General features: G+C 72.5%; 21 protein-coding genes and 1 tRNA gene. 18 read left to right on the forward strand and 4 right to left on the reverse strand.

Annotated features, from left to right (window positions below; all coding sequences use genetic code 11):
- Window positions 1-3 precede the first annotated feature (3 nt).
- The 4 genes from eboE (at window position 4) to ACFYOV_RS10730 (ending at window position 4,170) form a co-directional block, all read left to right on the forward strand.
- Window positions 4-1,173, forward strand: a complete 1,170-nt coding sequence (gene eboE / locus ACFYOV_RS10715) for a metabolite traffic protein EboE (RefSeq protein ID WP_389085466.1) — start codon at window positions 4-6, stop codon at window positions 1,171-1,173.
- Window positions 1,170-2,588 carry an alkaline phosphatase family protein gene (locus ACFYOV_RS10720; RefSeq protein ID WP_389085468.1) on the forward strand — a complete coding sequence of 473 codons (1,419 nt, stop codon included), beginning with the start codon at window positions 1,170-1,172 and terminating at the stop codon, window positions 2,586-2,588. Before eboE ends, ACFYOV_RS10720 begins: the two co-directional genes overlap by 4 nt.
- Window positions 2,589-2,695: 107 nt before the next feature.
- The gene (locus tag ACFYOV_RS10725) at window positions 2,696-3,883 is read left to right on the forward strand and encodes a sugar phosphate isomerase/epimerase family protein (protein WP_389085470.1); all 1,188 of its coding nucleotides are present in this window, start codon (window positions 2,696-2,698) and stop codon (window positions 3,881-3,883) included.
- Between the two features lie 199 nt (window positions 3,884-4,082).
- Window positions 4,083-4,170: transfer RNA gene (locus ACFYOV_RS10730), tRNA-Leu, on the forward strand.
- 87 nt (window positions 4,171-4,257) lie between these two features.
- Here ACFYOV_RS10730 and ACFYOV_RS10735 read toward each other — a convergent pair.
- On the reverse strand, window positions 4,258-5,364 hold the full coding sequence (locus tag ACFYOV_RS10735) for a VWA domain-containing protein (protein ID WP_389085472.1): 1,107 nt from the start codon (window positions 5,362-5,364) through the stop codon (window positions 4,258-4,260).
- Between the two features lie 650 nt (window positions 5,365-6,014).
- Here ACFYOV_RS10735 and ACFYOV_RS10740 point away from each other — a divergent pair.
- From ACFYOV_RS10740 to ACFYOV_RS10805, 14 genes are read left to right on the forward strand one after another with little or no spacing between them, the layout of a single operon-like run.
- Window positions 6,015-6,446, forward strand: coding sequence for a cupin domain-containing protein (locus ACFYOV_RS10740; RefSeq protein WP_086700962.1), 432 nt, complete (start codon window positions 6,015-6,017; stop codon window positions 6,444-6,446).
- Window positions 6,443-7,474, forward strand: coding sequence for a methyltransferase (locus ACFYOV_RS10745; protein ID WP_389085476.1), 1,032 nt, complete (start codon window positions 6,443-6,445; stop codon window positions 7,472-7,474). The genes ACFYOV_RS10740 and ACFYOV_RS10745 overlap by 4 nt, the downstream gene beginning before the upstream one ends.
- On the forward strand, window positions 7,471-8,517 hold the full coding sequence (locus tag ACFYOV_RS10750; RefSeq protein ID WP_389085478.1) for a methyltransferase domain-containing protein: 1,047 nt from the start codon (window positions 7,471-7,473) through the stop codon (window positions 8,515-8,517). Before ACFYOV_RS10745 ends, ACFYOV_RS10750 begins: the two co-directional genes overlap by 4 nt.
- Window positions 8,518-8,519: 2 nt before the next feature.
- Window positions 8,520-9,806 carry a beta-ketoacyl-[acyl-carrier-protein] synthase family protein gene (locus ACFYOV_RS10755; protein ID WP_389085481.1) on the forward strand — a complete coding sequence of 429 codons (1,287 nt, stop codon included), beginning with the start codon at window positions 8,520-8,522 and terminating at the stop codon, window positions 9,804-9,806.
- On the forward strand, window positions 9,803-11,041 hold the full coding sequence (locus tag ACFYOV_RS10760) for a beta-ketoacyl-[acyl-carrier-protein] synthase family protein (RefSeq protein WP_389085483.1): 1,239 nt from the start codon (window positions 9,803-9,805) through the stop codon (window positions 11,039-11,041). The genes ACFYOV_RS10755 and ACFYOV_RS10760 overlap by 4 nt, the downstream gene beginning before the upstream one ends.
- Window positions 11,020-11,445, forward strand: a complete 426-nt coding sequence (gene acpS / locus ACFYOV_RS10765; protein WP_389085485.1) for a holo-ACP synthase — start codon at window positions 11,020-11,022, stop codon at window positions 11,443-11,445. Before ACFYOV_RS10760 ends, acpS begins: the two co-directional genes overlap by 22 nt.
- A 37-nt stretch (window positions 11,446-11,482) precedes the next feature.
- Window positions 11,483-11,731, forward strand: coding sequence for an acyl carrier protein (locus ACFYOV_RS10770; protein ID WP_389085487.1), 249 nt, complete (start codon window positions 11,483-11,485; stop codon window positions 11,729-11,731).
- A 4-nt stretch (window positions 11,732-11,735) separates the two neighbouring features.
- Window positions 11,736-12,188 carry an SRPBCC family protein gene (locus ACFYOV_RS10775; RefSeq protein WP_389085490.1) on the forward strand — a complete coding sequence of 151 codons (453 nt, stop codon included), beginning with the start codon at window positions 11,736-11,738 and terminating at the stop codon, window positions 12,186-12,188.
- Window positions 12,185-13,384, forward strand: coding sequence for a methionine adenosyltransferase (metK, locus tag ACFYOV_RS10780; protein WP_389085492.1), 1,200 nt, complete (start codon window positions 12,185-12,187; stop codon window positions 13,382-13,384). Before ACFYOV_RS10775 ends, metK begins: the two co-directional genes overlap by 4 nt.
- Window positions 13,385-13,418: 34 nt before the next feature.
- Window positions 13,419-14,402: a carbohydrate kinase family protein gene (locus tag ACFYOV_RS10785; RefSeq protein ID WP_389085496.1), complete on the forward strand. Its 984-nt coding sequence runs from the start codon at window positions 13,419-13,421 to the stop codon at window positions 14,400-14,402.
- Window positions 14,399-14,923, forward strand: a complete 525-nt coding sequence (locus tag ACFYOV_RS10790; RefSeq protein ID WP_389085498.1) for a methyltransferase family protein — start codon at window positions 14,399-14,401, stop codon at window positions 14,921-14,923. The genes ACFYOV_RS10785 and ACFYOV_RS10790 overlap by 4 nt, the downstream gene beginning before the upstream one ends.
- Before the next feature lie 11 nt (window positions 14,924-14,934).
- Window positions 14,935-15,780 (forward strand): cyclase family protein, encoded by an 846-nt coding sequence (locus ACFYOV_RS10795; RefSeq protein WP_389085501.1) that lies wholly within the window; start codon window positions 14,935-14,937, stop codon window positions 15,778-15,780.
- On the forward strand, window positions 15,777-17,048 hold the full coding sequence (locus tag ACFYOV_RS10800) for an acyltransferase domain-containing protein (RefSeq protein WP_389085504.1): 1,272 nt from the start codon (window positions 15,777-15,779) through the stop codon (window positions 17,046-17,048). The genes ACFYOV_RS10795 and ACFYOV_RS10800 overlap by 4 nt, the downstream gene beginning before the upstream one ends.
- A gap of 19 nt (window positions 17,049-17,067) precedes the next feature.
- Window positions 17,068-17,655, forward strand: a complete 588-nt coding sequence (locus ACFYOV_RS10805; protein WP_389085506.1) for a TetR/AcrR family transcriptional regulator — start codon at window positions 17,068-17,070, stop codon at window positions 17,653-17,655.
- 484 nt (window positions 17,656-18,139) lie between these two features.
- Here ACFYOV_RS10805 and ACFYOV_RS10810 read toward each other — a convergent pair whose 3' ends face one another.
- The 3 genes from ACFYOV_RS10810 to ACFYOV_RS10820 form a co-directional block, all read right to left on the reverse strand.
- Window positions 18,140-19,339, reverse strand: a complete 1,200-nt coding sequence (locus ACFYOV_RS10810; protein ID WP_389085510.1) for an FAD-dependent oxidoreductase — start codon at window positions 19,337-19,339, stop codon at window positions 18,140-18,142.
- A 34-nt stretch (window positions 19,340-19,373) separates the two neighbouring features.
- Window positions 19,374-20,918, reverse strand: a complete 1,545-nt coding sequence (locus ACFYOV_RS10815) for an MFS transporter (RefSeq protein WP_389085513.1) — start codon at window positions 20,916-20,918, stop codon at window positions 19,374-19,376.
- A 133-nt stretch (window positions 20,919-21,051) separates the two neighbouring features.
- Entirely contained in the window at window positions 21,052-21,693 is a 642-nt protein-coding gene (locus ACFYOV_RS10820; protein WP_389085515.1) for a response regulator, read from the reverse strand.
- Between the last annotated feature and the right edge of the window lie 432 nt (window positions 21,694-22,125).

Below are 22,125 nucleotides of genomic sequence, written 5' to 3' on the forward strand. Positions count from 1 at the left end.
GCCATGCGCTTCCGCCACCCCGACGGCTCCACCGTCCACCTCGCCTACTGCACCAACGTCCACCCCGCCGAAACCCTCGACGGCGTCCTGGCCCAGCTGCGCGACCACTGCGAGCCGGTACGCCGGCGCCTGGGCCGCGACCGGCTCGGCATCGGGCTGTGGCTCGCCAGGGACGCCGCCCGCGCCCTCGCCACCGACCCCTGCGCCCTGCGCGGACTGCGCCGTCAGCTCGACCGGCGCGGCCTCGAGGTCGTCACCCTCAACGGCTTCCCCTACGAGGGCTTCGGCGCCGAAGAGGTCAAGTACCGCGTCTACAAGCCGGACTGGGCCGACCCGGAGCGCCTGGAGCACACCACCGCCCTGGCCCGGGTCCTGGCCGGACTGCTGCCCGACGACGTCACCGACGGCAGCATCTCCACCCTGCCCCTGGCCTGGCGCACCGCCCACGACGAACGGCGTGCCCGCACCGCGCGCACCGCGCTGCTCACCCTCGCCCAACGCCTCGACGCGCTCCAGGAGCTCACCGGGCGCTCCATCCGCCTCGCCCTCGAGCCGGAACCCGGCTGTGTCGTGGAGACCACCCGCGACGCCATCGCCCCGCTCACCGCGATCGCCCACCAACGCCTCGGCGTCTGTGTCGACACCTGTCACCTCGCCACCTCCTTCGAGGACCCGCACACCGCCCTGGGCGACCTGACCCGGGCCGGCATCCCCGTCGTCAAGTCCCAGCTCTCCGCCGCCCTGCACGCCGAACACCCCCGTCTCCCCGAGGTCCGCGAGGCCCTGGCCGCCTTCGCCGAACCCCGCTTCCTGCACCAGACCCGCGCCTCCACCGCCACCGGACTGCGCGGCACCGACGACCTCGACGAGGCCCTGGCCGGCGACACGCTGCCCGACGCGGCACCCTGGCGCGCCCACTTCCACGTCCCACTGCACGCGGCCCCCAGCGCGCCCCTCACCTCCACGCTGCCCGTACTGAAGGCCGCCCTGACCGGGCTCGTCGGCGGCCCGCACCCGCTCACCCGCCACCTGGAGGTCGAGACCTACACCTGGCAGGCCCTCCCGCCCGAGCTGCGCCCCCGGGGCCGCGCCCAGCTCGCCGACGGCCTCGCCGCCGAACTGACGCTCGCCCGAGACCTGCTGACCGACCTCGGCCTGAAGGAACTGCCATGACCGCGCCCGGGCACACCGCCGGCAGCCACCACGGCACCGCCCGCCCCATCCCCCTTCTCGTCCTCGACGTCGTGGGCCTCACCCCCCGCCTCCTCGACCACATGCCCCACCTCAAGGCGCTCGGGCAGTCCGGCTCCCGCGCGGCCCTCGGCACCGTGCTGCCCGCCGTCACCTGCACCGCCCAGTCCACCTTCCTCACCGGCACCCTCCCGAGCGAGCACGGCATCGTCGGCAACGGCTGGTACTTCCGCGAGCTCGGCGACGTCCTGCTGTGGCGGCAGCACAACGGTCTTATCGCCGGCGACAAGCTGTGGGACGCCGCCCGCCGCGCGCACCCCGGATACACCGTGGCCAACATCTGCTGGTGGTACGCCATGGGCGCCGACACCGACATCACCGTCACCCCCCGTCCCGTCTACTACGCCGACGGCCGCAAGGAACCGGACTGCTACACCCGGCCCGCCGCGCTGCACGACGAACTCACCGACCGCTTCGGCACGTTCCCCCTGTTCCACTTCTGGGGGCCCGGGGCGGACCTCGTCTCCAGCCGGTGGATCATCGACGCCACCCGCCACGTCAACCGCACCCGCACCCCCGACCTGACCCTGTGCTACCTCCCCCATCTCGACTACGACCTCCAGCGCTTCGGCCCCGACGACCCCCGCTCGCTCGAGGCCGCCGCCGGCCTGGACACCGCGCTCGCCCCGCTCCTGGACGACGCACGCGCCGAGGGACGCACCGTTGTCGCACTGTCCGAGTACGGCATCACCCGTGTGAACCGGCCCGTGGACATCAACCGCGCCCTGCGGCGCGCCGGTCTGCTGGAGGTGCACACGCAGGACGGCATGGAGTACCTCGACCCGATGGCCTCCCGCGCCTTCGCGGTCGCCGACCACCAGATCGCCCACGTCTACGTGCGCCGCCCCGAGGACCTCGACGCCACCCGCGCCGCCCTCGCCCCCCTGCCCGGCATCGAGCGGCTCCTCGACGACGAGGGCAAGAAGACCCACCACCTCGACCACCCGCGCGCCGGCGAACTCGTGGCCGTCGCCGAACCGGACGCCTGGTTCACGTACTACTACTGGCTCGACGACGCCCGCGCGCCCGACTTCGCGCGGCTCGTCGAGATCCACCGCAAACCCGGTTACGACCCGGCCGAACTCCTCATGGATCCCCTCGACCCGTACGTCAGGGTCAGGGCGGCCACCGCACTGGCGCGCAAGAAACTCGGCATGCGCTACCGCATGGCGGTCGTGCCTCTCGATCCCTCATCTCTTCGCGGCAGCCACGGCCGCCTCCCCGCGAGCGACGACGACGGTCCGCTCCTCATCTGCTCCACCCCCCGCGCTGTCGGTGACCGCCTCGCGGCCACCGACGTCAAGTCGCTGCTGCTCCGGCTCGCCGGACTCACCTGACGCGACAGCCCGGTGAGATCCAGCTACCGAGAGTGAACCACGCGGCACTGACAACGGCCGGTCCCGGCGGCAGCGGGAACCGGCCACGACGAAGAAGGCAGGCATCCGTGTCCCTTTTCCCCACCACCCCGACCAGCGGCGACGCCGCGGCCGACGGCCCCGGCGAGGCCCTGCGTCGCCGGCTCGGCATCGACCGCCGCCGCTTCCTGAGCAGCTGCACCGCCGCCGCGGCCGCCGTGATCGCGGCTCCCGTCCTGGGGGCCCCACCGGTGGTCGCGGCCGAGGGCACCCGCAGAGGCGAGGAGCGCGGCGGCGACCTCCTCGTACCGGCCGCCCGGCGCGGCGTCATCCTCTACACCGTCCGTGACGCCATCGGCCGCGACCCCCTCGCGAGCGATCTGCCGTCCGGCTTCCGCGAGGTCTTCGAGGAGCTGTCCCGGTACGGCTACCGTCAGGTCGAGTTCGCCGGTTACGGGCAGCACCCCAACGCCCCCGGAGGGGCGAGCCTGGAATCCGTGCAGGGCGCCCGGCTGCTGCGCTGCTGGCTCGAGGACAACGGCCTCGGGGCCCGGGGCAACCACGGCTTCATCCCGCCGTCCTGGCCGCTGACCACGGCGGACCTGGACACCTTCAAGAAGCACCTGGAGATCGCCAACATCCTCGGCATGCCCCACATGGGCACCGGCGGCGACCCCACCGGCAGCTCCCACCGGGCCGACTGGGACGTGGCCGCCGACAAGTGGAACACCCTGGGAGAGATCGCCCGGCGCGAGGGCGTCAAGCTCTACACCCACAACCACGACGCCGCGTACGGCTTCCTGCTCGACGGCGGCCCGCTGGACGACCAGGGGCGGCCCACCCGCAGCTCCGGCATCCGCAGGCTGGAGTACTTCCTCCAGGTCACCGACCCGCAGACCGTGTGGCTCGAGATGGACATCTTCTGGGCGCACGTGGCCCAGTACAAGTTCCGCACCTATACGGCGCACGACGGGTCGGTGCGGGAGAACGTCTTCGACCCGGCCGCGCTCGTCGCCCGCAACAACCGGCGTTACCCGCTGTTCCACGCCAAGGACGGCACCGTCAACACGGTGAACGGCATGGGCTACGACATGGTTCCGTTCGGCACGGGCGACATCGACTACCGGACGTTCTTCACCCGGGTCGGGCACCGTACGTACCACAACCCGATGGTCGAGCAGGACAACGCACCGAGCTCCACCGACCCCGGCCAGTCGCTGCGGCACGCGAAGACCGGCTACGACCACCTGGCCTCGCTGCGCAGACGTCGCCGCTGACCCGCGTCCGTCCGCCCGCCGGGTGGTCCTTCCCCAGGCACCCCGGGAAGGGCCCCCGGCCGACTGTGATCCTGCTCGCCCTGCGTGACCGCGGAGCCACTCCGTGTGAAGGAAACGCAGGTGAAAGGCGCTGCGAAACCTTGGTATGGTTGTCCATGTCGCCGCGGGGAGCGCCCCCGGGCACGGCGGCGGACACCTTGTCCGGGTGGCGGAATGGCAGACGCGCTAGCTTGAGGTGCTAGTGCCCTTTATCGGGCGTGGGGGTTCAAGTCCCCCCTCGGACACCAGTTGCAGTTCGTACAGCAAACTCTCACCAGGGCCCCGACCGCCAGGTCGGGGCCCTGTGTGCTGTGGTCCCTGCTGTGGCCCTTCGGCTACAGCATGACCAGCAGCCTGGTCCCCGGGACGAGCTTCCTGTTGACCGAGGTCGACTGGACGAACACGGTGTAGGCCGCGTTGCTCCCCGGCGTCACCGTGACCTCGGTCGCCGGGAGACCCAGCAGTTGCCGGGCGGCGGGACCGGAGAACACCTTCCCGGTCATGCGGCCGGTGACCGGGTCCTTCTCCGCGACGGCGATCTTCTTGGTGGCCTGGATCTTCTCGCGCTTGGACAGCTCGTAGAAGGCGCAGCCGGTCTTGTACGGATGTCCGGCGCGGGTGACGAAATCGCGGATCGAGGTCTGCTGGTCCACCGGGATCAGCACGTACTTGCCGGCGTCCAGGGCGTCGAGGCTGGACTTCACGTCCGCCGTGCTCAGGTCCTGCCCCATCGCAAAGAGGTTCCTCGTGCCGCGCACGCCCTGCTCGCGGTCCCGCAGGAACCTCGTGGCGGCCGACTTGACGGCGCCGATCGCCTCCTCGACACCCTGGTCGGAGTCCGCGTCCCAGATCGAGATGTTGCCCGTCGGGAAGCCGTACTGCTGGGCGGTGCGCTTGGCCAGGGAGTTCGGCACCATGATGGCCGAGGTCCAGTGGTCCGGCAGGTTGTTCAACTTGTCCGCGATCCTGTCCCGCCACTCGTCCAGGACCGCGCGCCCGTCGGGGAGGAGGTCGTGGCGTGCGCCCGTCCGGTCGGCGCCGGAGGCGTTCTCCTCGCCGTCGGTGACGACGACCTGGAGGAAGCTGTGCTCGCCGTACTCCTCCCATATGTGGCCGAGGTCGTCGAGCGCCTTCACCGACGCCTGGATCAGCGCCGTCGCGCCGTTCTCCACGGTGTACAGGCCCCGCATGGACGGCAGATGCTTGACGTCCATGTCCCACACCAGATTCTCGACCAGGTGGTCGAAGGCGTAGAGGCTGATCCGGGTCTCGTGGCCGAGCCGGTCGGACTCCTCCTTCAGCCCCTTCACGAACTCGTCGACCACGCGCACGAGCTGTTCCGAATGCCCGCGCATCGAACCGGACTTGTCGATGACGAGAGCGACGTGGTTCACGAAGTGCTTCTTGAGCCGGTCCTTCACCGTTGCGGTCATCGTGCCCATCCCCTTCCGATCGTTCCCCCGGACCACGACAGCGCCCTGCGGAGACACGGCTTTTCCGACGAGGACTCGCCGGTCGCCGTGCGCCCGCCCATGCCTTCGCGCCTCCGAGGAGTCGGGTGCTGAAAGGCCGTCAGCAGAGCCCCCGGGCTGCGCGCACCCCGGCATGGACTCCGGTCCGTCCAGATGATGGCTCCACCATAGGGAGGGGCACTGACAACGCGGGTCGAGCTGCGGTTTCGCGGGTGGGACGCCGGCCCCCCATGACCGGCCACGGAGAGACACCGGCCGGCGTCCTGGCTCCGTCGGCGTCATCGTGTCCGTCCCGGCCCCGTGGGCGTTCGTCCCAGGCGCCGGACGGACATTCGCCCGCCGTGCACGGTGGCCCCTGCCCGTCGAGACGCCCCGGGATGCTCACCTAGATTCGGCACCGTCGGCAGGAAGGGCGAAGGCCGACGCGGCGGGAGCGGGACGGAGAAACCCGCCGGATTCCGTGCGCATTCCGTGCGCATTCCGTCCGCACTCCGCTCGTATGCCGCGGTCTCTCGCCGTCGCAGTAGCGCAGTGGCAGTTCCGCAGTCCCAGTTCTGCCGTCGCAGTTCTGCCGTCGCAGTTCCGTGGCGACAGTTGCCCACCGAGGAGAAAGGCGTCGAATGAAACGCGTGCACCGGACACAGGTGAAGGCCGAGATCGTACGGGAGCCGGGTGCGAAGGAAACGACCCACCGCAAGCTCATCGACACACCGGACGGCGCCGACCGGTTCGTCCTCACGGAGTTCGAGGTCGCGCCCAACGGGTCCACCCCGCCCCACTTCCACGAGTGGGAGCACGAGATCTACGTGATCGAGGGCTCCATGGGCCTCGTCATGCCCGACCAGGGCCGCACCGAGCAGGTCGGCCCCGGCGACGCCGTCTTCATCCCGCGCAACGAACCGCACGGGTTCGTGACCGGCCCCGACCAGACCTGCCGGTTCCTGGTCGTCGCCCCCACCGAGCGGCCCCCGGTGCGCAACGTGTTCCTCTCCGAGGACCCGTACGAGTACACCCAGCTGCCCGAGTACACCAGCCTCCTGGAGGGCAAGTGACCGCCACGGCGCCGACGCGTGAGGACTCCTCCCGGGTCCACGCGATCCTGACCGCGTACCTCCAGTCGAAGGCGGTGTTCACCGCCCTCGACCTGGGTGTCTTCGAAGCCCTGGACAAGGCCCCGCGCCCTGTGGAGGACCTCGCCGCCGAGCTGGGGCTCAGCCTGCGCCCCACCCGGGCCTTGCTGGTCGCGCTCAAGGGCCTGGACCTCGTGCGCGCCGAGGACGGCGCGTACCGCAACAGTGAGGAGGCCGGACGCTACCTGGTCGCCGGACGGCCCGAGTACATGGGCGGCTTCGCCCGGCACCAGGACTCCCACTTCGGCCACTTCGCCCGGCTCGACGAGGCCGTGCGCAGCAACACCTCGCTCAACCAGCGTGTCCTCAAGAAGGGTTACCGCGACCAGGGCGCCGCGGCCGGCGAGGGCCGCGAGGGCACCGGCCGGCTCATCCAGGCCATGCGGGTCAGCTCCCGCCTCCAGGCGGACAAGCTGGCCGCCACCGCGCCCCTGGACGACGTGCGCCACGTCATCGACCTGGGCTGCGGCTCCGGCGACTACTCCATCGCACTGGCCAGGCGCCACCCCGGGCTGCGCGTCACCTCCCTGGACTACCCCGCCGTCACCGACCTGGCCCGCGCGAACGTCGAGGAGGCCGGACTCGAGGACCGGGTCGAGGTGGTGCCCGCCGACATCATGGAGGACATCTGGCCCGAGAGCGACGCCGTGCTGCTCTCCCACGTCCTCGACGGCTACGGCCCCGAGCGCGCCGCACACCTGGTGAAGCGGATCCACTCCCACCTCCCCGACGGCGGACGACTGCTGGTGCACTCCCACATGCCGTCGCTGGCCTCCGGGCTCTTCCCCGCCATGTTCGGACTGATCCTGCTGGTCAACACCGAGGAGGGCGAGGTCCGCGACGTGGACGAGATCCGCTCCTGGGTGGAGGCCGCCGGGTTCCGGGACGTGACCACCGGCCATGTGTCGGCGCTGTCCGGGCTGCTCGTCGCGACGAAGGACTCCGGGTGACGGACACCGCCACGCCGCCCGCCTCCGTCGCCGCGGCCCTCGCCCGCTACTCCGAACTGCCCGACCCCGCGCCGCTGCTGGCCCTGAACTTCGGCTTCGCCCGGGCACGGGCCCTCGGCACCGCCCTGGACCTGGGCGTGTTCACCGCCCTGGCCGCGGCGGCGCCCTGCAGCACTGCGCAACTCGCCGACACCCTGGGCTGCGACGCCCGGTCACTCGGTGAACTGCTCCCGGTGCTGGAGGACTTCGGGCTGGTGTCCGGCGACGACGGGGTGGGCTGGGCGCCGACCGAGGCGGCACGCGCGTACCTGGTGAAGGGGGCCCCCGCCTATCTCGGGGACCACTTCGACGAGGTGCTCGCGCAATGGGACCGCTGGGGCGCGCTCACGTCGCTGGTGCGCACCGGCCACCGCGGCGGCGACCTGGGGGATCCGGCCGGGCGCGGACGGCACCCGGGCATGTTCGCCGGTGCGTTCCCGCTCGCCGTGCGGGTCGCCGCCGCCGTGGTCGAGGCACTGGACCTGCGCGGCGCGGGCCGGGTGCTGGACCTCACCTGCGGCAGCGGCGAGTGGGGCATCGCGCTGGCCGGTGCCGACCCCCGGGCACGGGTGACCGCCTACGACGATCCCGCTCTGCTCGCCGTGGCCCGCGGGCGCGCCGCGGAGTTCCGGGTCGCGGAACGGTTCCGCTTCGTGGCGGGCCGCCTAGGTGAGACACCGTTCGCCCAGGGTGAGTTCGACACGGTCGTCATGGCGCACGCGGGCCGGTTCGCCGGCCCGCGCACCGCCGCCCGGCTGATCCGGGAGGGCGCCCGCGTCCTGAGGCCCGGCGGCACGCTGCTGCTCGCCGACGTCATGCGGGCGCCGCCCGGACAGCCCCCGCTCAGCCGCCCGATGCTCGCGCTCAGCCTCCTGGTGAACACCGAGAACGGTGGCCTGCCCGAGGCCGGCGCCTACCGCGCCCTCATGGCCGAGGCCGGGATCGCGGCGAAGGAATGCGTAACTCGCGGGCTGGTGACGGCCCTGACGGGAGAAAGGCAGTAACCATGCGAGAAGTGGTCGTCACCGGGCTCGGAGTCGTCAGCCCGGCGGGAACGGGAAAGGAAGCCTTCTGGGACACCGTCTCGGCGGGCCGCAGCGTCACCAAACCGCTCTCCGACATCACCAGTTCGGCCCTGTTCGAGGAATTCGAGTTCCTCTCGGACGCGGTGGCGGAGGTTCCGGGCTTCGAGGAGCACATACCCTCGCTGCCGCCCGAGATCCAACGGCTCGACAGGTACGTCCAGTTCGCCGTCGTGGCCGCCACCCAGGCCATGCGGGACGCCGGGCTCGACAGCGGCGGCCACGCGGCCGACCGCACCGGCATCTCGCTGTCCACGGCGATCTGCGGCACGCCGAAGATGGAGGAGGAGTTCCTCGCCGTCACGGACGAGGGCCGCAAGCCCATCGACCCGGCCAAGGCGGGCCGTGACCTGTACCTCGCCTCCATGTCGAACACCCCGGGCACGGTGCTGTCCGCCCTGTTCGGAGCGCAGGGTCCGTGCGTCACGCTGTCCACCGGCTGCATCGGCGGCCTGGACGCGGTCGGCCACGCCTACGAGACCATCGCCCACGGAGACGCGGACGTGATGATCGCCGGCGCCACCGAGGCGCCCATCACCCCCGTCACGGTGGCCTCGTTCGAGATCATCAACTGTCTGTCCCGCGCCCACCGGGACCGGCCCGAGGCCGCCTCCCGACCCTACGACGACGGACGCGACGGCTTCGTGCTCGGCGAGGGCTGCGGCGTGCTGGTACTGGAGGAGCGGGAACACGCCCGCGCCCGCGGGGCCACCCCGTACCTGCGGATCGACGGGTTCTCGCACACCTCCAACGCCATCCACATGACCGACCTGCTCTCCGACGGCGCCGACCTGACCCGCGCCATGACGCAGGCCGTCGAGGGCGCCGGGCTGAGCCCCGACGACATCGACCACGTCAGCTCGCACGGCAGCTCCACCCGCCAGAACGACACCTGCGAGACCAGCGCCCTCAAACTCGCCCTGGGGCGGCGCGCCCGGGAGATCCCGGTGAACTCGGCCAAGTCCATGCTGGGCCACGCCCTGGCCGCCGCCAGCGCCATGGAGCTGGTGCTGTGCGCCCTGGCCTGCACCCACGGCTTCGTGCACCCCACCGCCAACTACGAGACGCCCGACCCGACGTGCGACCTCGACTACGTGCCGGGCACCGGCCGGCCCTGGGACGGCACGGTCGTCCTCAAGGACGCCAGCGGCTTCGCCGGCCTGCACGCGGCCCTGGTCGCGAGCGCCGTCCGGGAAGGAGGCCGGCGATGAGCGTCGTCGTCACCGGGATCGGAGCGGTCACCCCGGCCGGCACCGGCCTCGACCCCCTCTGGGAGGGCGTCCGGGACGGCACCGCGCACATCACCGCCATCGACCGCTTCGACGCCTCGGCGTACGCCTGCCCGGCCGCCGGACAGTCCGGCTTCGACGCCGACGCCGAGCTGCCGTCCCGGTTCGTCAAGCGCACCGACCGCTTCACCCACCTCGCCGTGCACGCCGTGCGCCAGGCCCTCGACGAGGCCGGCCTCGCCGTCGGCACGGAGGTGACCCCGGAGCGCACCGGCGTCATGGTCGGCAACATCCTCGGCGGCTGGGAGTTCGCCGAACGCGAGCTGCGCAACCTGTGGACCGACGGCCCGCGCGCGGTCAGCCCGTACCAGGCCACTGCCTGGTTCCCCGCCGCCCCCCAGGGCAACATCTGCATCGACCAGGGCGTCAAGGGCCCCGCCCGCACCTTCGTCGCCGACCGGGCGAGCGGCGCGTACGCCCTGATCGGCGCGGCCGAGGCACTGCTGCGCGACCGCGCCGACGTCGTCATCGCGGGCGGTGTGGAGGCACCGCTGTCGCCGTACGGCTGGCTGTGCCTGGAGACCAGCGGGCTCGGCGCCAAGGCCCGCGGCACGCTGGAACCCAGCGAGCTGTACCGGCCCTTCGACGCCGGGCACGGCGGCAGCGTCTTCGGTGAGGGAGCGGTGTTCCTGATCCTTGAGCGGCGCGAGCACGCCGCACGCCGGGGCGCGCGGATCCTCGGCGAGCTGGCCGGCTGGGGTGTGAGCACCGACGGCTACATGCCGTACTACACCGTCGAGCCGACCGGCCGGGTCCTCGGCCGCGCCATGCGCACCGCCGCCGATCGGGCCGGGGTCTCGGGCGGGGACCTGGGCGCGGTGTTCGCGCACGGCTCCGCGATCCCCTTCGAGGACGTCACCGAGGGCTACGCGCTGCACGAGGCCTTCGGCCCGGCCGCGGCCCGGGTGCCGGTCACCGTGCCCAAGTCCGGGTTCGGCCACCTGCTCGGCGCCGCCGCACCCGCCGACGTCGCGCTGGCCCTGCGGGCCATGCGGGAGGAGACCGTGCCGCCCACCGTCAATCTCGACCGCCCGGCGCCCGGCATCGACCTGGACCTGGTGCGCGCCGCGGCACGGCCCGCCCCCGGGTGGGAGCACACGCTGGTGGTCTCCCGGGGCCTGGGAGGTGTCAACGCGTGTCTGCTGCTGAGGCGTTGACCGCGGCCGCCGGACCCCACGCACCGGGCGTGCGGGCGGTGGGCATCGACGTGGTCGGTATCGGACGGCTGGGCGCCATGCTGCAGCGGCGCGGGCAGCCGCTGCTCGACCGGTTGCTCACCCCCGCCGAACAGGCCCTGTGCCACGGCGCGTCGGCGCGCCACCGGGCCGCCTGCCTGGCCGGCCGGGTGGCGGCCAAGGAGGCCGTCCGCAAGACCCTCGGCCGGCACGGCGAGGGCTGCGCGTGGCGGGACGTGGAGATCGACCGGGAACCGTCCGGGGCGCCGGTGCCCCGGCTGACCGGGCGGGCGGCGCGGGCGTTCGAGGCCGCCGGGTTCAGCCGTCTGCACCTGAGCATCACGCACGAGGCCGGCGTCGCCGTGGCGATCGCCGTGGCCGTGTGAGACACGACGAGAGCGAGTGAAGGAGTCAGTGAGGCGGATGAACGTTCGGGAAGAAGTGGTCGACGTCCTGCGCGGCGTCGGATTCGACGGCGGGGAACTCGAGGACGGCCGACACCTCGGCCGCGACCTCGACATCGACTCCACCGAGCTGGTGGAGATCGTCGTCGCCCTGGAGCAGCACTTCGGGATCGACATCGACGCCGGGGCCGAGGGCGGATTCGCCACCTTCGGCGACCTCGTGGCCTGCGTGGCGCGCCTGCTCCCGGCCGCCGCCGGAAGGGGATGAGCCCGTGCCGCGCATCGAGAACGGCATCGTCGTACGGGCGGACGCCCGGCACGTCTTCGACGTCACCAACGACATCGCCCGCTGGTCGGAGATCTTCGACGAGTACAGCCACGCCAAGGTCGTCTCCCAGGAGCGCGAGGGCCGCTGGACCGAGATCTTCTTCGAGCTCACCAACGCCGAGGGAGCGAGCTGGCGCTCCTGGCGCATCCTGGACCACCGCGAACTCGTCGCCGTCGCCGAGCGGCGCGACCCGCTGTACCCGTTCCGCTACATGCACCTGAGGTGGACCTACCAGCCGGTCGCCGAAGGCACGCTGATGACCTGGATCCAGGACTTCGAGCTCGACGAGAGGTTCGAGGTGCCGCTGGAGACCGTCCTGGAGCGGATGAACGTCCACACCCGGCACAACCAGGCCGGCATCAAGCGCAGGATCGAGTCCGGGGCCGTACGGCCGTGACCCGGCGCCTGTTCACCTCGGAGTCGGTGACCGAGGGACACCCCGACAAGATCGCCGACCAGATCAGCGACGCGGTCCTGGACGCCCTGCTCGCCCAGGACCGTGACGCCCGGGTGGCCGTGGAGACCCTGGTGACCACCGGCCAGGTGCACATCGCCGGGGAGGTCTCCAGCCGTGCCGCGGTCGACGTCGCCGCCGTGGCGCGGGAACGGATCCTCGCCATCGGCTACGACTCCTCCGCCAAGGGCTTCGACGGAGCGAGCTGCGGGGTCAGCGTCTCCCTCGGCCGGCAGTCGCCGGACATCGCCCGGGGCGTGTCGGACACCTACGAGTCCCGGATCGAGGGACACGCCGACGCACTGGACCGGCTCGGCGCGGGCGACCAGGGGCTCATGTTCGGCTTCGCCTGCGACGAGACACCGGAGCTGATGCCGCTGCCCGTCACCCTCGCCCACCGGCTGGCCGCCCGGCTCTCCGCGGTCCGCCGGACCGGCGTCCTGCCCTATCTGCGCCCCGACGGGAAGACCCAGGTCACCGTCGAGTACGAGGGCGACCGCCCGATCCGGCTGGACACCGTGGTCCTCTCCAGCCAGCACGCCCGCGACATCGACCTCGACACGCACCTCGCCCCCGACCTGCGCACCCATGTCCTCGAGCCCGAACTCCGGTCGCTGGAGGGCACGCTGGACGTCTCCGGGGTGCGGCTGCTGGTCAATCCGACCGGCCGCTTCGAGATCGGCGGCCCCATGGGCGACGCGGGCGTCACCGGACGGAAGATCATCGTCGACACCTACGGCGGAACCGCCCGCCACGGTGGCGGCGCCTTCTCCGGCAAGGACCCCTCCAAGGTGGACCGGTCGGCGGCGTACGCGATGCGCTGGGTGGCCAAGAACGTGGTGGCCGCCGGCCTGGCCTCGCGCTGCGAGGTGCAGGTCGCCTACGCCATCGGCACCGCCCGGCCCGTCGGCCTGTTCACCGAGTGCTTCGGCACCGAGACGGTGCCGGTCGCCGCCGTCCAGCGTGCCGTCACCGAGGTGTTCGACCTGCGGCCGGGCGCCCTGGTGCGCGATCTCGACCTGCTGCGCCCGATCTACTCCCGGACCGCCGTCTACGGGCACTTCGGCCGCGCCGAGCCGGAGTTCACCTGGGAGGTCACCGACCGGGCCGACAAACTCCGCCAGGCCGCCGGGGCCTGACCGGCACCACCGCCATCCCACAGGAGGCTGCAGGGTGCGCATCGCCGTCACCGGGTCCATCGCGGTGGACCACCTCATGTTCTTCCCGGGCCGCTTCAGCGAACAGCTGGTGCCCGACCGGCTGCACAGCGTCTCCCTGTCGTTCCTGTGCGACCGGCTGGAGACCCGGCGCGGCGGGGTCGCCGCCAACATCGCCCTGGGGCTGGGCCGGCTGGGCCTGACGCCGCTCCTCGTGGGGGCGGTGGGGTCCGACTTCACCGACTACCAGGTGTGGCTGAAGCAGAACGGCGTCGACACCGACCCGGTGCTGGTCGTGCCCGGCGGGCACACGGCACGGTTCGTCTGCACCACCGACGCCGACCACAACCAGATCGGTGCCTTCCACCCCGGGGCCATGGGCGCCGCCTGCACCATCTCGCTGCGCGAGGTGGCCGAGCGGTCCGGGCCGCTCGGCCTCGTGGTCGTCTCGCCGAACGACCCGGCGGCGATGCTCCGGCACACCGAGGAGTGCCGCGCCGCCGGACTGCCGTTCGTCGCCGACCCCTCGCAGCAGATCGCCCGGCTCTCCCGAGCGGACGTGCAGTTCCTGCTGTCGGACGCCCGCTGGCTGTTCACCAACGAGTACGAGTCGGCGCTGCTCCAGGAGTCCACCGGCTGGACCGCCCGGCGCGTCCTGGAACGGGTCGCGACCTGGGTGACCACACTCGGCGCCGCAGGGGTGCTGATCGAGCGCTCCGGCCACGAACCGGTCCTGGTGCCCGCGGTCCCCGACGTCACCGCCGTCGAACCGACCGGGGCGGGCGACGCGCTGCGCGCCGGAATGCTCGCCGCCGTCGCCCGGGGCGTCCCGGTCGAGGCGGCGGCCCGGCTGGGCTGCGCCCTCGCGTCCTTCGCCCTGGAGACGGCCGGCACCCAGGAGTACACGGTGAGCGCACGCTCCCTCGCCGCACGGGTGCGCGGCGCCTACGGGGAGCGTGCGGTGGGCGCGCTGGCCACCGTGCTCGGGAGCATGCCGTGAGCCGCGGACGGACACTGCGCGCGGCGCCCCTGCTGATCCCGTTCGTGGTGGCGGGCCTGGTCCCCGCGGCGCTCGGCCTGTGGCTGCCGGGTCCGCCACCGCCCGGCCCGGGCGGGCTGCGCGTGACCGCCGGGCTCGTCCTGGCCCTGATCGGCGCCTGGATGAACGCGGACGCCGTGGACCGCGTCTATCTGCGCCAGCCCACCCCCCTGGGCGACCGCCCGCCCGAACGGCTGGTCCGGTCGGGCTGGTACGGGGTGATCAGGAACCCCATGGCCGCCGGAATGACCCTGCTCCTGACCGGCGAGGCCCTGCTGTGGTCGGCGACGGCCGTCCTGGTCTGGGCCGCGTTCGTGCTGACCGTGTCCTGCGTGACAGCCGTCCGGGTCGAGGAGCCGGGACTCAGGGAGACCTTCGCCGAGCAGTACGCCGCCTACCGGCGCGCCGTGCCCGGGTGGATCCCCGGCACCGCGGGGGCCACCGGCCGCAGGGCCGCGCGCCGGCGCGCACGCACCGAGTGAGGAGTGACTGCATGTCGATGTACGTCGATCTGAGCATCCCCGTCAGCCGCCGGGCCCCCGGCGTCGAGTTCGAGCAGTGGCTCCACCGGGACGGCATCCGCCATCTCTCCCGCCGGATCAGGGCGTTGCCCGGCGACAGCCGCAGGGACCGGCTGGTGAACCACTGGCGGTGGCTGACCGGAAGCCGCCGGCTGCGCCCCCGGGACCTGCCGGACGGCTGCTTCCTGTCCAACGAGTTCTACCGCATGTCCGTGCACCAGGGGACGCACGTGGACGCGCCGTTCCACTACGGGCCCGAGTGCGAGGGCCACCCCGCCAAGAAGGTCATGGACCTGCCCCTGGAGTGGTTCCGCGGGCCCGGGGTGGTGCTGGACGTGCGCGCCGGCGGGAGCAGGGTGACCGCCTCGGACGTCAAGGAGGCGCTGGCGGCCTCCGGTTCGCGCGTCGGGCCCGGGACCGTGGTGCTCTTCCGTACCGACTCCGACCTGCGCCTGGGCACACCGGCGTACCACACGCAGTCGACGGCGATCACGCCCGAGGCCGTCGACCATCTGCTGGACCTCGGGGTGAAGGTCCTCGGCACGGACTGCTGGAGCTTCGACGGGCCGCCGCGCGACATGGTCGAGCGCTACTACGCCTCGGGCGACCGCGAGGTGTTGTGGCCCGCCCACATGCACGGCAGGCGACGGGAGTTCGTGCAGATCGAGGGGCTCGCCCGGCTCCGGGAGATCCCGGACGGGCCCTTCACCTTCACGGCCTTCCCGGTGGCCCTGGCCGACGCGGGCGCCGCCTGGTGCCGTGCGGTGGCCGAAGTGCCCCGCGGGGAGCGCGCGTCGGCAACGGAGCGACGGCCGTGACCGCGGGCCCCGGAACCCGTTTGCTCGTGCTGTCCGCGCCCGGCCCCGAGAAGCTGGCGGAGCTCGCCCGCGACACCGCGGCGCGGCTGGCGCGACCCGGCGGACCAGCGCTGTCCGAGGTGTGCGCCCGCGCCGCCGAGGGTCCGCACTCCACCCACCGGCTGAGTGTCACCGGACGCACCGCCGACGAGATCGCCACCCGACTGGACGCCCACCTGGCGGGGGAGACGGTCCGCGAGGTGCACACCGGGGTCGCCGAGGACGTGCCGCGCGTCGCCTTCCTCGTCAGCGGCCTCGGCGCGCAGTTCGCCGGCATGGGGCTGGGCCTGTACCGGGCCGAACGGGTCTACCGGGAGACGTTCGACCGCTGCGCGGAGGCGGCCCGGCCGTTCGTCTCGGTGCCGTTGCAGCGGCTGCTGCGCCCTGACGCCGAGGCCCGTCAGGTGCATCGTTCGGCGCACGCCGCGCTCGGCACGTTCTGCGTGAGCACGGCCCTCGCCGAGCTGTGGCGCAGCCGGGGCGTCGAGCCGGCGGCGGTGCTGGGATTCGGCTCCGGCGAGTACGCGGCCGCCGTCTGCGCCGGCGCGCTCCCGATGGAGGACGCGGTGCGCCTGCTCGGCACCGAGATCACCCTGGCCGAGCGGGTCACGGACGGCGCGATGGCCCTCGTCGCCCTCGACGAGCACGCCGCGCTCGACGTCCTCGCGGACTTCGAGCCCACCGTGGGGATCGCGGCGGTCGTCTCACCGGGGGAGGTGACGCTGTCGGGGCGGGCCACCACCCTGGCCCGGATCACCGACCGGCTGACCGCCGCGGGCATCAGGGTGGGCCGGCTGCCGGTGCCCGCGGGACTGCACTCGCCGCTCCAGGAGCCGGCGCTCGGGGAACTGGCCACGGCAGCGCGAGGGGTGCGTGCGCACGCCCCGCGCGTGCCCCTCGTCTCCACCGTCACCGGGCGCCCGCTGGCCGCCGGAGAGCTCACCCCGGCGTACTGGAGGCGGCACATGCGCGGTCCGGTGCGCTTCCTGGACGCGATCCGCGCGGTGGACGCGATGGGGATACGTGCCTGCCTGGAACTCGGGCCCGGGCGTGCGCTGGTGGGGCTGGGCGCCCGCTGTCTGCCGGGCGGCGGACGGATCTGGCCGGCCTCGCTGGGACGCAGCACCGACGGCACGGCGACGCTGCTGAACGCCCACGGCCGGCTGTACACGGCCGGGGTGCCGGTGCATCGCTCCTTGGTCGCCGTGGGGGCCCGACCGGCCCCTTGACATCGATATACTCCGCGGAATGGTGCAGGGAGAAAACACCCGGTCGGTTCCGGGCCGGCCGCGCAGCGCGGAAGTGTCCAGGGAGATCGTCCAGGCGGCACTCGCGCTGCTGCGGGAACGCGGGCCCATGGGAGTGACCATGGAGGCCGTCGCACAGCGTTCCGGGGTTGCCAAGACCACGATTTACCGGCGCTACAGGAACCGCTACGAGCTGCTGCGTTCTTCCCTGGGCTTTGTGGAGGACATTCCCGAACCGCCGGTGGGAGTTCCGGCCCGGGCACGCCTGCGGTATTTGCTCGAGCAATTCAGACGGGGTGTGGAGGACGTGGTGGGGCTGCGGGCCCTCGCCGCGGCGCTGCACGGGGACGAGGACCCGGAATTCACCCGTGCCTTCCGGGAGACCATTCTGCGTCCCCGCCTGGACGTCATGCTCGCCACCCTGCGCACGGGCGTGGCCGACGGGGAACTGCGGGCGGACGTGGACCACGAGACGGTGGTGAGCATGCTGGCCGGCTCCTACATCGCCCGTTCCGTCACCCAGGGCACCCCGCCGCCCGACTGGGCCGACCAGGTCCTGGACGTCATCTGGCCGGCCATCCGCGCGTGACGCGGGCGCGTGGCGGCGACAGGTCGTCACGCGAGCCGCGCCCCGACGGCGACACCGCTCGGGCCGATCGCACCGGCAGGCACACCGCGGCCTCCCGGACCGTGGGACACGGCGCGGTGTGAACCGCGGGACAGGGCGCGGTGTGAGCTGCCGGCGCCCAAGGCCGAGCCGCCGGTCCCCCGGAACCCCGGCCGCCCGGGTGAGGCGGTCCTCCGCAGCCTGCCCGTGCCCGGGCCCGCACTCCTCGGACGCTCCCGCCGAACGCCCGCGTGAGCCGACCGCACGTGCCCCCCGCTCGCGCCCGCGCTCGGAGCGTCCGCGCGCCCCCACCGACCGCCGGGCAGCACGTGACCGTCCGCACCCGCAGATCGGGCACCCCTGCTCCATCTCCCTCCGGCCCCCTCCGGAGGGTGGCGGCCACACGGCGTCAGCTCAAGGGCTCCACCCGTTCCCGGTCCTCTCGGACGGTGGTGCCCACGCGGCGTCAGCTCACGTGCTCCGGCCGCAGGCCGACCCCGATGAACTCGGCGGTCCAGCGGGTCAGGAAGGGGAAGCGGCGCACCACGCGGGCGGCCAGGGGGCGTTCCACCGTGGCCCTGCGGTCCTTGGGGTACAGGTCGGCCAGCATGTGCACCTGGGCCGTCTGCACCGCCCGCACCGGCAGGGACCGGCGTCGCTGGACCGCGGCCAGTTCGCGCCGGTCGGGGGTGCGGCCGGCGCGCAGCACCGGGCCGAGCATCCGTGCGGCGGCCACGGCGTCCTGGACGGCGAGGTTGATGCCCACCCCGCCGGCCGGTGACATCGCATGGGCCGCGTCGCCGATGCACAGCAGCCCCGGCCGGTGCCAGGTGCGCAGCCGGTCGACGCGCACGCTCAGCAGCTTCACCCTGTCCCAGTCGGTGATCTCCCGGCCCAGCCGTGCGGCGAACGGGCCGTGCACGGAGGCCACGTCGGCATGCAGCCGGTCCAGGCCCTCCGCGCGGACCGTGTCGTAGGCGCCCCGCGGGATGACGTAGGCGATCTGCCAGTACTCCCCGCGGTCGATGGTGACCAGTACGAAGCCCGGGCCGGTGTGCAGGAAGCTCATGGTCTCGCCCGGCTCCCGGCTCAGCCGGAACCACAGCACGTCCATGGGTGCCGCGGACGCGGAGACGGGCAGTCCCACGGACCTGCGCAGGGTGGAGTGCCGGCCGTCGGCGGCGATCACCAGGTCCGCCCGGATCTCCAGCGGCCCGTCCGGCGTCACGGCCCGTACCCCGCGGACCCGGTCGCCCTCCCGGATCACCCCGGTGGCCTCGGCCTTCTGGAACAGCCGGAACGCCTCCAGGTCCTGGCCCTTGCGCGCCAGGAAGTCCAGGACGTCCCACTGCGGCATGAACGCGATGTACGGATGGGCTCCGCGGATCCTGGCGAAGTCGGCGAAGACGGTGGGGCCGGCGGGCGTCTGCACGGTGATGGTGGTGACCTTGCTGTGCGGGATCCGCAGGAACTCGTCGATCATGCCGAGTTCCTCGATGACCCGCAGGGTCGAGGGATGCACCGTGTCCCCCCGGAAGTCCCGCAGGAAGTCGCCGTGTTTCTCCAGGACGATCACGTCCACGCCCTGCCGGGCGAGCAACAGGCCCGCCATCATGCCCGCGGGGCCACCGCCGACGACGACGCACCGGCTGGTCAGGGTCTGCACAGTCTGCTCCTGAGGTTGGCGTGAGCGCGGGGAGTCAGTGCCCCGCGGCGATCGGAAGGGGCTCGCCGTCGGGCCCGGTGCTGACGAGGTCGCTGCTGCGGATCAGGGGGAGGACGACGACCGCCCCGACGAAGGCCACCACCGCGGCGACGGTCAGGATCGAGTTGAGGCCGTCGACGAACGCGCCCTGCGCCGCCCCGGCGAAGATCCCGCGCTGCTCCTCGGGCAGGTGGGCGAGGGCGGGACCGACCTGCCCGGAGGCCACCGCGTGGCCGAGCTCGCCGGCCCTGGCCTGCAGCGGGGTGCCCATCAGCGCGTCGTGGACGCCGTCGCGCACGCGGTCGGCGAAGACGGCGCCGAGCGAGGCCACCCCCACGGCGATGCCCATGGAACGGCAGGTGTTGCTCAGCCCGGAGGCGACACCGACCCGGGCCGGCCCGACCGCGCCCATCGCGGCGGCGACCACGTTCGGGTTGACCAGACCGACGCCGAGTCCGGTGACCAGCTGGCCGGCGAGCAGACCCGTCCAGTCGTCGGAGACGGAGATGTCCCCCATCAGCAGCAGCCCCGTACCGATGCAGGCCAGGCCCGCGGAGACCAGCCATCGGGCAGGCAGCCGGGTGCCCAGGCGGGCGGCCACCGCGGAGGCCACGAAGATGGACAGGGTCAGCGGCAGCAGCCGCAGTCCGGCCGCCAGCGGTTCGTGGCCCAGGACCGTCTGGAGATAAAGCGTCAGGTACAGCAGCAGCGCGAACGCCGTCGTGCTCATGGCGAGCACACCGAGCGCGGCGCCCGTGGTGGTGATCTTCTCGAACAGTTCGCCCGGCAGCATGGGGTCGCGCCGCATCCGTTCGATCACCACGAAGGCGGCGAGGGAGACGCCCGAGACGATGAACGCGCTCACCACCGGAGTGCTGCTCCAGCCCTCCTCGTTGGCTCGCAGGAGAGCGAAGGAGAGCATGCCCAGGGCGGTGCCGAGGGTGAGGAAGCCGGGCCAGTCGATGGCGCCGGGCCGCTCCGCGCGGGACTCCTCGACGCGCAGCACGGTGGCGACGAGGGCCAGGATCCCGACCGGAAGGTTGACCAGGAAGATCCACCGCCAGCCCGCGCCCTCCACGAGGACGCCGCCGGCGAGCGGCCCCACGGCCAGGGCGGCGCCGCTGACCGCGCCCCAGACGGCGAGCGCCACATGACGTTCCTTGTTGTCCGGGTGGGCGGCGGCCAGCAGAGCCAGGGACGTCGCCAGCAGGGCGGCACCGCCGACACCTTGTAGCACCCGCGCCAGGTTGAGCATCAGCGGGTTCTGGGCGACGCCGCACAGGAGCGACGCGAGGGTGAAGACGGCCATCCCCCAGCAGAAGACGGCTCGTCTGCCGAACCGGTCGGAGAGCGATCCCGCTGTGAGGAGGGCGGCCGACAGGGCGACGGCATAGGCGGCCACCACCCACTGGAGATCGGTGAGGGACGCGTCGAGCGCCTCCTCGATGTCGGGTAGTGCGATGTTCACGATCGTGACGTCCAGGAGCAACATGAAGCTGCCCACCGACACCACGCACAGGGTCCACCAACGACTGAGCACGACGCCGCCCCCTCCCCTTCCGGAGTCAATACGATACGCTACGAGTAGCGTATCGTATTGATCCATGAGGTCGCACCGGTCCACGAGGGAGGGGTGGGAGGGCGTGCCGGAGAAGGCGACGGGTGAGCCGGGGTCAGGTCTTGGCCGCGGGTTCCGGGCGGAACTCCGGGCTGCGCAGGGCGTACAGGGCGGTCTGGAGGCGGTTGCGGGTGCCGAGTTTGGCGTAGATGCGGCTGAGGTAGTTGCGCACGGTCTTCGGAGTGATGCCCAGTCGGGCGGCTATGCGGTGGGTCTCCTGGTCGTCCGCGACCAGGAAGAGGATCTCCCGTTCGCGCCGGGTGAGCAGGTCGAGGGGCGAGGAGTCGCCGCTCAGCCCGCCGGAGACGAGTTCGAGGATCTGTCCGGCGGCCGCGGCGGACAGGGCGGCACCTTCGCGGTGCACGGTGAGCAGGGCGTCGCGCAGCTCCTGCGCGTCGATGTCGCGGGAGAGGTAGGCGTTGGCGCCGGCCACGAAGGCCTCGCGCATGTAGATCGGCTGCTGGCTGGACGCCAGGATGATGATGCGGACGTGGCGCGAGTCCTGGCGGATCGCCCGGGCGGTGTCCATGCCGCCGTTTCCGCCGGCTCCCAGGCCCATCACGACCAGGTGCGGGTGGTGATGTCGCAGGTGACGCAGCGCGGTGGCCTCGTCGTGGGCGACGGCCACCACCGAGAACTCCTTGAAACTCTGCAGCAGATTCCGGAAGCCTTCGGCGACCAGGCGTTCCGTGTCCATGAGTAAGATCCGAATCGATGGCATCGGCGACCCTCCGTAATTCACGATCGTGTAGAGAGTGCGCGGGTGCATCGGGATGCCCCCGTTGCGGGCCGGTGTTCCACTGTCGAGGAATTGACCCACTGTCGGCCGATGATACACGAGTGCCCGTACTCTTTTCGGACAGCACCGAGGAGTTGATGCGCGCGTAACGCCTGGTTGATGGCGAGGGGGGCCTTCCGTTTGCGTCATTTTTCGGCACACTGGTAATTGAACGCCAGACTGCTTCTCATTTATATATCGCACGTTATTCGAATGAAGTCGATGGCGGACGCGGAACGCTCGCGGAGGGAAAGCGATTGCCCGCCGCGGGCACCGTACGGAACGGCTCGCCCGCCCCGGCCGCGAAAATCCCGTGGATCCCCGTCCGCCCGTGTCCCTACACTCGGCTCG

Source organism: Streptomyces sp. NPDC005931 (genome assembly GCF_042871235.1).
GTDB lineage: Bacteria > Actinomycetota > Actinomycetes > Streptomycetales > Streptomycetaceae > Streptomyces.

Bases quoted from the DNA above. Each gene is read 5' to 3' on its own strand.
- eboE (WP_389085466.1), top strand. From the start codon at position 4: ATGCGCTTCCGCCACCCCGACGGCTCCACCGTCCACCTCGCCTACTGC.
- ACFYOV_RS10720 (WP_389085468.1), top strand. From the start codon at position 1,170: ATGACCGCGCCCGGGCACACCGCCGGCAGCCACCACGGCACCGCCCGC.
- ACFYOV_RS10735 (WP_389085472.1), bottom strand. From the start codon at position 5,364: ATGGGCACGATGACCGCAACGGTGAAGGACCGGCTCAAGAAGCACTTC.
- ACFYOV_RS10740 (WP_086700962.1), top strand. From the start codon at position 6,015: ATGAAACGCGTGCACCGGACACAGGTGAAGGCCGAGATCGTACGGGAG.
- ACFYOV_RS10755 (WP_389085481.1), top strand. From the start codon at position 8,520: ATGCGAGAAGTGGTCGTCACCGGGCTCGGAGTCGTCAGCCCGGCGGGA.
- ACFYOV_RS10760 (WP_389085483.1), top strand. From the start codon at position 9,803: ATGAGCGTCGTCGTCACCGGGATCGGAGCGGTCACCCCGGCCGGCACC.
- ACFYOV_RS10770 (WP_389085487.1), top strand. From the start codon at position 11,483: ATGAACGTTCGGGAAGAAGTGGTCGACGTCCTGCGCGGCGTCGGATTC.
- ACFYOV_RS10795 (WP_389085501.1), top strand. From the start codon at position 14,935: ATGTCGATGTACGTCGATCTGAGCATCCCCGTCAGCCGCCGGGCCCCC.
- ACFYOV_RS10805 (WP_389085506.1), top strand. From the start codon at position 17,068: ATGGTGCAGGGAGAAAACACCCGGTCGGTTCCGGGCCGGCCGCGCAGC.
- ACFYOV_RS10820 (WP_389085515.1), bottom strand. From the start codon at position 21,693: ATGGACACGGAACGCCTGGTCGCCGAAGGCTTCCGGAATCTGCTGCAG.